We start from the raw sequence: 11989 nt of genomic DNA, 5'->3' as shown, positions 1-11989 counted from the left end.
GGAACATGAACAAAAAGACACTAGCGCTCACCGCATTTTTGGCGGCGGGAACAATCACTGCTGCACAGGCTGAAACATTCAAGTTTGCTTTTCAGGGCAGCTTGAATTTCCTAGATCCTTACAGTCTTAACGAAACCTTTACCCTGTCGGCGCTGGGCAATGCCTATGAGGGCCTGACCCGCCGCGGGGCAGACCTGTCCATTCAGCCATCTCTGGCGGAGCGTTGGGAAATCATTGAGCCCAACCGGTGGCGGTTTTATCTGCGCAAGGGTGTGAAATTCCACAATGGCAACGATTTTACCGCCGAAGACGTGGCCTTTTCCGCGGACCGCATCCGGGCAGAAGGCTCGGATCTGACACCGCGGGTCCCGTCTGATGCAAAAGTGGAAATCGTTGACGACTACACCGTAGATTTTGTTCTAAGCGGACCCAATCCGATCCTGCACTATGAGTGGGACACGTTCTACATCATGGACAAGGAGTGGACGACCGAACACGACGCTGTCGCTGTTACCTCCGCCTCCGACGCCACGCCGAACTATGCGTCCCTGCATGCCAATGGCACCGGCCCGTTCAAGATCGTCAGCCACGAAGCTGGCGTGAAGACGGTCTATGAGAAGTATGACGGCTGGTGGGATACGCCCGAGCACAATATCGATACGGTCGAATTCACGCCGATTTCCTCCGATGCTACCCGCGTGGCCGCGCTGTTGTCCGGCGAACTCGACATGGTCTATCCGATCCCGGTTCAGGATATCAAACGCATCAATGACAATGCCAGCACGGTCGCGCTGACTGGTCCCGAACTGCGCACAATCTTCCTGGGCATGGACCAGATGCGGGACGAGTTGCTCCATTCTGATGTGAAGGGCAAGAACCCGTTCAAGGATGAGCGGGTGCGCAAGGCCTTCTATCAGGCCATCAATGTCGATGCGATCAAGCAGAAGGTCATGCGCGGCCTGTCCACGCCGTCCGCGATCATGATCTCCCCGCTTCTGTTCTCCAGGTCGGATGAATTCGAGCGCTATCCCTATGATCCGGATGCGGCCAAGAAACTGCTGGAAGACGCCGGTTATGGCGATGGCTTCACCGTCAGCATGGACTGCCCGAATGACCGTTACGTCAATGACGAAGCCATCTGCCAGGCCGTCGCGTCCATGCTGGCCCGCATCGGCGTGAAGATCGACCTGAATGCCCAGCCCAAGGCGAAATATTTCGCCAAGGTTCTGGCATCGGGCGGGTATGACACGTCCTTCTATCTGCTGGGCTGGACCCCAGGGTCCCTCGACAGCTGGAATATCCTGTCCAACCTGATGAACTGCCGCACGGAATCGGGCGAAGGCTCGCCGTTCAACCTGGGCGGGTTCTGCGACGAGAAGATCGATGCGCTGACCGGCGAAGTGCTGGTTGAGATCGACCAGGACAAGCGGGACGCCCTGATCGCCGAGGCCTACAAGATCAGCCACGACAATGTTTATTACATCCCGCTGCACCAGCAGGCGCTTGCCTGGGGTGTTGCGTCGAATATCGAGCTTGTCCAGCGCGCTGACAATCAGTTCAAGTTCCGCTTCATCAAGAAGAACTAACTTACGACACCCGTCAAAGATACGCTCCCGGAGCCCCGGGAGCGTATTTTCATACCAGACCCTAAAGAGCCGAAATGATTGGTTTTGCGACACGCCGCCTGATGCAGGCGATGATTGTCATGCTGGTGGTGGCCCTTCTCGCCTTCACCATGTTCCGTTTTGTGGGAGATCCCATCAACCAGATGGTCGGGATCGAAACCTCCCTCGAAGAGCGCGCGGCGCTTCGTGAAAAGCTGGGCCTGAACGATCCGGTGCCCGTCCAGTTCTTCAACTTCATCACCAAAGCGGCGCAGTTCGATTTCGGCACATCTTACCAGTTCCGGCAGCCCGTCTCCGAACTCTTTGCCAAACGCATTCCGGCAACGCTTGAGCTCAGCTTCACCTCCGCGCTGTTCGCGCTGGCCGTTGGCATTCCCATGGGGATCTATGCCGGGCTCAACCGGGAGTCTGCGATTTCCAGGCTGTTCCTGTCCGTGTCCCTGGTGGGCATCTCGCTGCCGACCTTCTTCATCGGCATTTTGCTGATTTTCCTGTTCTCGGTCACCTTGCAATGGCTGCCAAGCTTCGGCCGTGGGGAGACGGTGCCCATCGGCTCCTGGTGGACAACGGGCTTTCTGACCGTCTCCGGCCTCAAGGCCCTGGTGCTGCCCTCCATCACCCTTGGGCTTTATCAGATGACCCTGATCATGCGCCTGATCCGCGCGGAAATGCTGGAAGTGATCCGAACCGACTATATCAAATTCGCCCGCGCCCGGGGCCTGCCGGACCGGCTTGTCCATTTCCGCCATGCGCTCAAAAACACGCTTGTTCCGGTCATCACCATCACCGGCCTTCAGCTCGGTGCCATTATCGCCTTTGCCACGATCACCGAAACCGTGTTCCAGTGGCCGGGCATGGGGCTGATGTTTCTACAGGCGGTGCAAAATGTCGATATCCCGATCATGTCCGCCTATCTGTTGCTGACAGCCTTCCTGTTTGTCGCGATCAACTTCATCGTCGATATTCTTTACTTCTATATTGACCCGCGCCTGCGCGTGGGCCGGCCTTAAGGAGACCGTTTCCGATGTCCAACGTCTCCAGCAAAGACGCCGCCCAAGGCCGCCTTTCGAAGATAGTCGACAGTGACATGTTTCACGCGTTCCTGCGTTCCAAAGTCACCGTCGTGGCCGCTGTTATCACGCTGGTCCTGTTTCTGGCGGCGTTTCTCGCCCCCTGGATTGCGCCGCATGATCCGTTCGACCTTGCCTCCATTTCCATCATGGATGCCCGTGTTCCACCGCTCTGGATGGAATATGCCGATCCGCGCTTCCTGCTGGGAACAGATGATCAGGGTCGTGATCTGCTTTCGGGCATTTTATACGGCATGCGCATTTCCCTGATTGTCGGCTTCTGCTCCGTGTTTGCCGCAGCCGTGATCGGCATTTCCCTCGGTCTGGTCGCCGGCTATATGGGCGGCCGGGTGGATGCGGTGATCATGCGGATCGCCGATGTCCAGCTGACCTTCCCGGCCATCCTGATCGCGCTTCTGATTGACGGCATCACCGCCGGGATCTTTGGCGGGCTCGACCGGGATGTCTATGCGTTCTACATCCTCATTGTCTCCCTGGCCCTGTCGTTCTGGGTCCAGTATGCGCGTACGGTGCGCGGCTCGACCATGGTGGAGAAGAACAAGGAATATGTGCAAGCGGCCCGGGTGATCGGCATTCCCCCGGTCACCATCATGGCCCGCCATATCCTGCCCAATGTGATGGGGCCGGTCATGGTGATCGCCACCATTAATCTGGCGCTTGCCATTGTCACCGAGGCAACCCTCTCGTTCCTGGGGGTCGGCATGCCGCCCACCCAGCCCTCGCTCGGCACGCTGATCGCCATCGGCAACGATTTCCTCTATTCCGGCGAGTGGTGGATCGCCATTTTTCCCGGCCTGGCGCTTGCGCTGCTGGTCCTCAATGTCAACCTTCTGGGCGATTGGCTGCGCGACGCCCTGAACCCGAAACTGCGGTAAGGGCCCGATGAACGTTCTCGATATCAAGAACCTGACCGTCGAATTTCCCGGACGCAAATCCGTGTTTGTTGCGGTGGATGGGGTCAATCTGTCCGTGAAAGCCGGCAAGATCCTCGGTGTTGTCGGGGAATCTGGAGCCGGCAAGTCAACTGTTGGCAACGCGGTGATCGGCCTGTTGCAGGAGCCGGGCCACATCGCGGCCGGGGAGGTGCATCTCCACGGCCAGCGCATCGACAACCTGCGCGACAAGGACAAGCGGCGGCTGCGCGGCCGCAAGATCGGCATGATCTTTCAGGACCCGCTGACGTCGCTTGATCCGCTTCAGACGGTTGAATCCCAATTGGTGGAAACCATCCGCACCCATTTGCCGATGTCGGCCAAACAGGCGCGGGAGCGGGCTGTGGAATTGATTGACGCGGTCGGCATTCCGGACCCTGCCGAGCGGATCAAGCAGTATCCGCATCAGTTTTCCGGCGGCATGCGCCAACGCGTGGTAATTGCGCTGGCCCTGTGTGCCGAGCCGGAGCTGGTGATTGCGGACGAGCCGACAACGGCGCTGGACGTGTCCATTCAGGCGCAGATTCTGGAGCTGATGAAGAAGCTCTGCGCGGAGCGGAACGTGGCCATGCTGGTGATCACCCATGATATGGGTGTGATTGCCGACATCACCGACCATGTGGCGGTTATGTATCATGGCGAACTGGTGGAATATGGGGTGACGAGCCAGGTGCTGGGGGCTCCGGAACATCCCTATACCCAGAGCCTCATTTCGGCCGTCCCCCGCCCGGACATCAAGGTCGAGCGATTCCCGGTGGTCAATTATATTGAAAAGGCCAGCACCCCGCAAAAGCATATCGATATCTCGACCCATTGGCTGGGCAAGTCCCGTGACTATGAGAAAGTGTCCGGGCCTCTGGTTCAGATCCGGGATCTGGATATGCGGTTCGAGACGCGCGGGTCGGTTTTCCCGTCCCAGCGCAAATATTTCCAGGCAGTCAAGAAGGTCAGTTTCGACATCCAGCAGGGCGAAACCTTCGGAGTGGTGGGCGAAAGCGGGTCGGGCAAGTCGACCATCGCGCGCCTGATCACCGGGCTCTACCACCCCAGCGGCGGCTCGATCCTGTTCGGGAAGACCGAACTGACCTCCCTGAAGAACCGCAAGGAAGTGCTGGCCATGCGCCGGCAGATGCAGATGATCTTTCAGGACCCGTATTCGTCGCTCAATGCGCGCATGCGGGTGAAGGACATCATCGCCGAGCCGATCAAGTTCCACAAACTGGCCTCCAGCAACATGGAAGTCCGCCAGATTGTGGATGATCTTCTGGATCATGTCGGGCTGGGCGTCGAGGCGGGGAAGAAATTCCCGCACGAGTTTTCCGGCGGTCAGCGCCAGCGGATCTCCATTGCCCGGGCGCTGGCCACCCGGCCGCGTTTCCTGATCTGTGACGAACCGACCTCTGCACTGGATGTGTCCATTCAGGCGCAGATCCTCAACCTGTTGAAGGATCTGCAGGAGGAGCTGGGCCTGACCATGCTGTTCATCAGCCATGATCTGGCTGTCATCCGCCAGATGTGCAACCGGATCGGGGTGATGCGGCACGGTGAGTTGTGTGAGGTCGCCGAGTGCGACGCGTTGTTTGAAAACCCGCAGCATGCCTATACGCGCGAGCTTTTGAACCTGATGCCTTCCATGGAGCTTCTGTCCAGAGCCAATCTGGAAACGGCGTGACAGGGCGCGCAGGCGTTCAGCGGCCAAGGCCAAGACGGCGGCCCCGGTGAGAAACCAGAGCCGCCTTTTTCGGCTCTGCCTTTGGCTGACGGACATCAGGGATATCAGCGCAGCAGCCAGAACAGATCGTTTCTGCCAGAACGGGCTTGGCACGGTAATACCAACCGCACCTAACAAGATCTCGTCTGATGGCACGATCCGGTTTGCTGGCAAGGCGCGTTGCGCAGGACGGCCTGGTTGGCCGTTCAAGCGGCGCAACGCCGTCCGGCGGGCCGGTACGAGCCACCAGAGGCCGTGTTTGGGACCTTTCAGGTGCGGTTGGTATAACCTTTTGATCCAGAGTCTTTTTTGGGACTCGGGCGAGTCGCTCCCTTGACTCCCTGAAAGACCCCGATTCCCGGACCGAAGCCGTATGATAACCACAGGCGAGTCCGGACCCGGCAATTTTTGCCCCTGGGATCCAGGCCCGGAGCAGGGAGAGTAAAAACCTTACGTCCGGTCTCTGGTTGTCAAAGATTTCCGAAATTGTCCTTGGCTGAAAAACGCTCCGATAGAAATTAAAAGCCCTTGAAATAATAATGCAGGGAAAGCTTAACAGCGTTCCCTGCATTACAGTTTCAGGCAAAAATACCCCGTTTAAAGTATAACTCTACCTGGAGCCTTCAAATAAAAACGGCTCGGTCACCCAATACACACGATACAGTATAGACCCTGTCTGGCTGAGCAAGCCGACGCCAGCACAAATCATTGGCAGAAGTGACCAGAACTTGTCCAGAGCTGGTCCTCTATGCTCGTTCTGTAACCTTAAGTAGATTGCCCACACGGCCCCGGTTGCACATGCTTGGGGACGTCCGATGAGCACGTTCTTTCGTCCCCAATGCTCTGTATCGCCCGGATCCAGCAAACTGACTGACGTTACGAAAGCCGTCTCAAATGCCGAAAACTTCTTTGAACGCGATGACTTGGATTATTTCTATATGTTTCTCCGCGGGCTTCCTGATCCTGGCCATGCTTGAGGCGGACCAGGGCGCTCACCTTCCTTTTCAGAGTTTGTCCCCGCCCGGGCCGTTAAATGCCTTCTTTTTCAGCATGTTTTCGGCGCTTTTTGCGTTTCTTGGCCTCTCTTTCTCGTTGAATGAGCAGATTGGGCGCCTTTTATCCTTGTTGACAGTTTGTATCTCGATGTTTCTGTTTCTGGCGTCGTCCGTGCTGAAACACGTTGGTGGATTTGGTTCTGGAGCGGATGCACTGGCGCTTGCCGGGGCTTTCATGATGATATTGCGCACCCTTGGTGTTGCCGTTCTGCCGCCCCGGGGCGACCGGGACGGCCTGGTGGAGGCGGCCGGATCGGTGACGCTGGCAGGCACGGTGGGTCTGGCCTGGTTGCTGGCTGATCCGGTTTCAGCGCCGGCCGCGGCCGCGGCCAGTCTTCTCTTGTCCTGGCCAGTGCTGGTGGACGGCATCAATGCCTTTGCCGATACGGTGTTTCACAAGGCGGCCCGGGCCGCAGGGGTTCGGGATCTTGATCCATCCGCTCTCTCCCTGATTGGCCGGGCCCGCAACATCCTGATCGACAAGACGGCGGTCATGTCCGGCCCGGAATTGACGGTGACCAACGTGATGGCCTTCAACAACGAACCCAAAACCCTTCTGGCGGTTGCCGCCTCTGCCGAAGCCCCGTCCACGCACCCGGTTTCGGTCGCTTTGCGCCATCTTGCAGCCCAATGGCAGGTATCTGTCAAAACACCGGATCGGTTTGATCCGGCCCCGGGCCTCGGTGTCGTGGCACTGCTGGGCGGGCAGACCGTGGCAATCGGCACGCCGGATCTTCTGAAACGCCTGAAGATCGACAGTTTCACAGCCGACGCCATTGCACGGTCCCTGGAAGCAGACGGCAAAACCGTGCTGCGGGTGGCGGTTGGCGGACGTGTGGTGGGGGTGCTTGGGCTGGAAGGCACATTGCGCCAGGATGCGGGCGTTGCCGGAATGGCGCTCAAATCAGAAGGCCTGACCCCATGGCTGTTCACAAATGACAGCCCCAATACCCGGGAAGCCCTGGGGGATCTTCTGGGTCTTGGCCTGCCCAAGAACCCGCAGCCTGGGGAAACGGTGCATGAAGCTGCAGCCCGGCTGGCGCAAAGCGAAGGGTCCCTCGTTCTGACCCTGTCCGGTGACCGGATGGCTTTGGAGCTTTATGCAAGTGGTGCGTCCGGCAAAGATATGCAGAACGGCAGCCTGACACCGCTGGCGGTCAGCGACACCGATGATATCGGGGCTTTTCCGGCGCTCAAGGCTCTTGCCATGCGGCGGGACCGGATGGCGCTGCGCGCGCGGGGGGGGCTGTGCGGGCTCTGGGCCGCAGCCGGTCTTGCCGGTGCCTTGTTCGCATTGCCGCTGGTGGCGGCCCCGGCTCTGTTTGCGCTTTGCCTCTCCATTCTGCTGGCGTTTGCCCGGCTCGGCGCCACCGGGATCAGGGGGCTTCCGGCCCGGGCGTGATTTTCTCGCAATGTGAAACTGCTTTAGCGATTCCCTGCCTTTACAGCTTCCTGACGCTGGTGTTTATCGTTCGCCATGTGAACAAGAAAATCTGCGTGAGGGATGAGGCGCCATGAGCGACACAAAAAAACCGGCACTCCGGTCACAGGCCTGGTTTGACAATCCGGATAATCCCGGCATGACAGCGCTCTATATCGAGCGCTATCTCAATTTCGGCATCACCCGGGAAGAGTTACAGTCCGGCAAGCCGATCATTGGCATTGCCCAGACCGGCTCCGATCTGTCGCCGTGCAACCGGCATCATCTGGAACTGGCCAAACGAGTGCGCGAAGGCATCCGCGAAGCGGGCGGCATTGCCTTTGAATTTCCGGTTCATCCGATCCAGGAAACCGGCAAGCGCCCGACCGCATCGCTGGACCGCAACCTTGCCTATCTCGGGCTGGTGGAGCTTCTTTATGGCTATCCGATTGACGGCGTCGTCCTGACCATCGGTTGCGACAAGACCACTCCGGCCTGTCTGATGGCTGCGGCGACCGTCAACATTCCGGCGATTGCCCTGTCCGTCGGCCCGATGCTGAACGGCTGGCACAAGGGCGAGCGCACAGGATCGGGCACCATTGTCTGGAAAGCCCGCCAGATGCTGGCCGCCGGGGAGATCGATTACAAGGGTTTCATGGATCTGGTGGCGTCTGCGGCGCCTTCCGTCGGCTATTGCAACACCATGGGCACGGCCACCACGATGAATTCGCTGGCCGAGGCCCTTGGCATGCAGCTGCCGGGCGCCGCAGCCATCCCTGCGCCCTACCGGGAGCGGGGCGGGATCTCCTATGAGACCGGCAAGCGCATTGTGGAGATGGTGCATCAGGACCAGAAACCGTCCGACATCATGACCCGTGAGGCGTTTGAAAACGCCATCGTCGTCAACTCCGCCATCGGCGGTTCCACCAACGCGCCGATTCACCTGAACGGCATTGCCCGCCATTTGGGGGTGGAGCTGACCAATGACGACTGGCAGGCTCTCGGCCACGACATTCCGCTTCTGGTCAATCTGCAGCCGGCGGGTGATTATCTCGGCGAAGACTATTTTCACGCCGGCGGTGTTCCGGCGGTTGTCGCCGAACTGATACGCCATGGCAAACTGCCCCATCCGGAGGCCGTCACCGCAAATGGCCAGACAATCGGTGGCAATTGCAAGGACGTGGTCACGGACCTGCCCGATGTGATCAAACCCTATGACGCGCCGATGATGGAGCGGGCCGGGTTCATCAATCTGAAGGGCAATCTGTTTGACAGCGCGATCATGAAGACCAGCGTGATCTCGGAGGAATTCCGCACGCGCTACCTGTCCAATCCGGACGATCCTGAAGCCTTTGAAGGCCGGGCCATCGTCTTTGAAGGTCCGGAGGATTATCACCACCGTCTGGATGACCCGGCGCTGGAGATCGACGAATACTGTATGCTTTTCATCCGGGGCACCGGCCCGATCGGATATCCGGGCGGCGCGGAAGTGGTCAACATGCAGCCGCCTGCGGCGTTGATCAAACGCGGGATTACTTCGCTGCCCTGTATCGGCGACGGCCGCCAATCTGGCACCTCCGGGTCGCCGTCGATCTTGAACGCGGCGCCCGAGGCAGCGGCCATGGGCGGTCTGGCACTGCTCAAGACTGGCGACCAGGTGCGGATCGACCTGAACAAGGGCACGGCAGACATTCTTATTTCCGATGAGGAACTGGCGCAGCGGCGCCGGGATCTGGAGGCACAAGGCGGGTTCAAAGTCCCGGAGAGCCAAACCCCCTGGCAGGAAATCCAGCGTGGCATTGTCGGCCAGTTCGACCGGGGCATGGTGCTGGAACCGGCGGCCAAATATCAGGACATCGCCCATACCAAGGGTATGCCGCGCGACAACCACTGATCCTGGCAGAGGCGTTCTTGCGTTGCCGCGCAGTGGCGCCATGCCTTTTTCCACGGCAGCCCCGGCCATCAGCCGGGGTCCGTCCGGACGAAGTTCTGGCACCGGATGTGCGGATCTTTTGCATCCGGCAAAACAGGACTTGACGGTTACGTAAACGGCATGCTTCAAAACCCCCTCACCGGCACAAGCCGAACTCAGATGGGAGACTGAACATGTCCTTGGAACAGCTGACCGAAGGCGTCCGCGGGAAAGTCGCCGGTGGCGGCATTGAAGAAAGCGTCAAGTTTGACCTTGGCGGTGAGGGTGTGATTTTTTTGCAAGGCACTGAAGTTAGCAATGACAATGGGGACGCTGACTGCACCATCAAGATCTCACCGGACGATCTGGCCGAGCTTCTCTCCGGCGACTTGAACCCGACTGCAGCGTTTATGGGCGGCAAGATGCAGGTGGAAGGCGACATGAGCGTTGCCATGAAACTTGGCAGCATCGTTTAAGCGCCCTATTGCGGTTCCTGCCAACAGACAGCCGGTCCTTTGGGCCGGCTTTTTGTTGGCAGGCCTGTGTGACGCCTGGTCTGTGGCCAGGTGCGTGGCAAGACATGAAAAAGCGGCCGGAATGTTCCGGCCGCTTTGAAGTCTAAACAACAGCTGCGCAAGGCTTACTGCGTGATGATCTCCGGCCCCATCAGCAGGTAGGGAAGGAAGGTGGAGATCGCCGGCACATAGGTTACAAGCACCAGGAACACCAGCAGCACCAGCACGAAGGGTGCGGCCGCCTTGACCACCTGCACCAGGCTCATGCCGGTGATGCCGGAGGTCACGAACAGGTTCAGCCCGATGGGCGGCGTGATCATGCCGATTTCCATATTCACCACCATCAGGATGCCGAGATGGATCGGATCGACCCCCAGTTCGATGCCGATGGGGAAGACAACGGGGGCGACGATCAGCAGCAACCCGGAAGGTTCCATGAACTGTCCGCCGATCAGGAGCAGGATGTTGACGGCAATCAGGAAGGTGAACCAGTTGAAGCCGGCTTCTACCATCCAGTCCGTGATGACCTGCGGGATCTGTTCCGCCGTTAGCGTGTGCGCAAAAAGCAGGGCGTTGACGATGATGAACATCAGCATAATGGTGGTCTTGGCGGAATCGGTCAGAACCTTCTTGGTGTCCTTGTGGACCATGGCGGGAAAGAACTTCCAGACGATCAGGCCAAGGTTCCGTCCCCAGACAGCCCCGCCAGCGCTATAGGCCGCAGGCAGCTGCGCCGGGCCGAGGCCATGGCGCAGCATGGGATAGCCGATCAGGGCGGCGATCAGAACACCTGCGCTGTCCAGCCCGAAAAAGGCCCGCTCGGTCACGAGCGAGGCGATGCCGGACCAGGTGAACATGGCAACAAGGGCATAGGTGATCGTCTTGAACCCGGTCAGGGCCAGCGGACCGTCGCTGTCATTCAGCCAGCCGATACCTGAAAGCGGTCCCATGTCCCGGTAGACGAAGAGGGCGATCAGGCAGGCATAGACGGCGGCAACCGCAGCCGCTTCCGTCGGCGTGAAGATGCCCAGATAGATGCCGCCCAGGATGATCACCATCAGGAAGAGGCCGACAGCGGCTTCCGAAAGGGCGCCCCAGATTTCCCTGAAGCCGGGCCAGGGCTGCGCGGGCAGGTTCTTGACCCGGGCCATGACATAAATGGCGGTCATCAGCATCAGACCGGCAATGATCCCGGGAACGACCCCGGCCAGGAACATGCGGCCGACGGAGACGTTGGTTGCCGCGGCATAGACCACCATCACGATGGAAGGTGGGATCAGGATGCCGAGCGTGCCCGCATTGGCGATGACACCGGCCGCGAATTCCTTGGTGTAGCCCGCCTGGCGCATCCCGGCGATGGCGATGGTGCCAATGGCCACCACCGTGGCCGGAGACGAGCCGGAAAGCGCTGCAAACAGCATGCAAGCAAACACCCCGGCGATCGCCAGACCGCCCCGGATGGAGCCGACCGTGGCAATGGAGAAGCGGATGATGCGCCGGGCAACGCCGCCGGTCGACATGAAGCTCGACGCCAGAATGAAGAACGGGATCGCAAGCAAGGTGAAGTTCTGCGAGGCGTTGAACAGCTGGACTGCCACCGAACTCATAGAGTCATGGCTGAACAGTGCGATATAGAGGACTGCGGACAGGCCGAGGGAAATGGAGATCGGAACCCCGAGAAACAGGAAGCCGAAGACGAAGATAAACAGAAATGCGGTTTCCATCGGC

The 11989-nt window shown here is 59.4% G+C and carries 8 protein-coding genes; 7 read left to right on the top strand and 1 reads right to left on the bottom strand.

Annotated elements, in window-relative coordinates:
• Window positions 1–5: 5 nt before the first annotated feature.
• From ACXAIC_RS16045 to ACXAIC_RS16015, 7 genes are all read left to right on the top strand, one after another.
• On the top strand, window positions 6–1586 hold the full coding sequence (locus ACXAIC_RS16045) for an ABC transporter substrate-binding protein (RefSeq protein WP_475181780.1): 1581 nt from the start codon (window positions 6–8) through the stop codon (window positions 1584–1586).
• Window positions 1587–1660: 74 nt separating this feature from the next.
• Window positions 1661–2635, top strand: coding sequence for an ABC transporter permease (locus ACXAIC_RS16040; protein ID WP_475181776.1), 975 nt, complete (start codon window positions 1661–1663; stop codon window positions 2633–2635).
• 14 nt (window positions 2636–2649) lie between these two features.
• Entirely contained in the window at window positions 2650–3591 is a 942-nt protein-coding gene (locus ACXAIC_RS16035) for an ABC transporter permease (RefSeq protein ID WP_475181772.1), read from the top strand.
• A 7-nt stretch (window positions 3592–3598) separates the two neighbouring features.
• Window positions 3599–5320, top strand: coding sequence for an ABC transporter ATP-binding protein (locus ACXAIC_RS16030; RefSeq protein WP_475181767.1), 1722 nt, complete (start codon window positions 3599–3601; stop codon window positions 5318–5320).
• A gap of 1206 nt (window positions 5321–6526) precedes the next feature.
• Complete coding sequence (locus ACXAIC_RS16025; protein ID WP_475181762.1) at window positions 6527–7816, top strand: HAD family hydrolase; 1290 nt, start codon at window positions 6527–6529, stop codon at window positions 7814–7816.
• Between the two features lie 112 nt (window positions 7817–7928).
• Entirely contained in the window at window positions 7929–9728 is a 1800-nt protein-coding gene (locus ACXAIC_RS16020; protein ID WP_475181756.1) for an IlvD/Edd family dehydratase, read from the top strand.
• A 212-nt stretch (window positions 9729–9940) separates the two neighbouring features.
• A complete protein-coding gene (locus tag ACXAIC_RS16015; RefSeq protein WP_475181752.1) occupies window positions 9941–10222 on the top strand; it encodes an SCP2 sterol-binding domain-containing protein in 282 nt (93 codons plus the stop codon).
• Between the two features lie 164 nt (window positions 10223–10386).
• Here ACXAIC_RS16015 and ACXAIC_RS16010 read toward each other — a convergent pair whose 3' ends face one another.
• A complete protein-coding gene (locus ACXAIC_RS16010) occupies window positions 10387–11985 on the bottom strand; it encodes a TRAP transporter large permease (protein WP_475181751.1) in 1599 nt (532 codons plus the stop codon).
• Between the last annotated feature and the right edge of the window lie 4 nt (window positions 11986–11989).

Source organism: Roseibium sp. AWQ4_254 (assembly GCF_056161025.1).
This window is presented reverse-complemented; position numbering and strand designations above follow the sequence as displayed.

Bases quoted from the DNA above. Each gene is read 5' to 3' on its own strand.
- ACXAIC_RS16045 (WP_475181780.1), top strand. From the start codon at position 6: ATGAACAAAAAGACACTAGCGCTCACCGCATTTTTGGCGGCGGGAACA.
- ACXAIC_RS16040 (WP_475181776.1), top strand. From the start codon at position 1,661: ATGATTGGTTTTGCGACACGCCGCCTGATGCAGGCGATGATTGTCATG.
- ACXAIC_RS16035 (WP_475181772.1), top strand. From the start codon at position 2,650: ATGTCCAACGTCTCCAGCAAAGACGCCGCCCAAGGCCGCCTTTCGAAG.
- ACXAIC_RS16030 (WP_475181767.1), top strand. From the start codon at position 3,599: ATGAACGTTCTCGATATCAAGAACCTGACCGTCGAATTTCCCGGACGC.
- ACXAIC_RS16020 (WP_475181756.1), top strand. From the start codon at position 7,929: ATGAGCGACACAAAAAAACCGGCACTCCGGTCACAGGCCTGGTTTGAC.
- ACXAIC_RS16015 (WP_475181752.1), top strand. From the start codon at position 9,941: ATGTCCTTGGAACAGCTGACCGAAGGCGTCCGCGGGAAAGTCGCCGGT.
- ACXAIC_RS16010 (WP_475181751.1), bottom strand. From the start codon at position 11,985: ATGGAAACCGCATTTCTGTTTATCTTCGTCTTCGGCTTCCTGTTTCTC.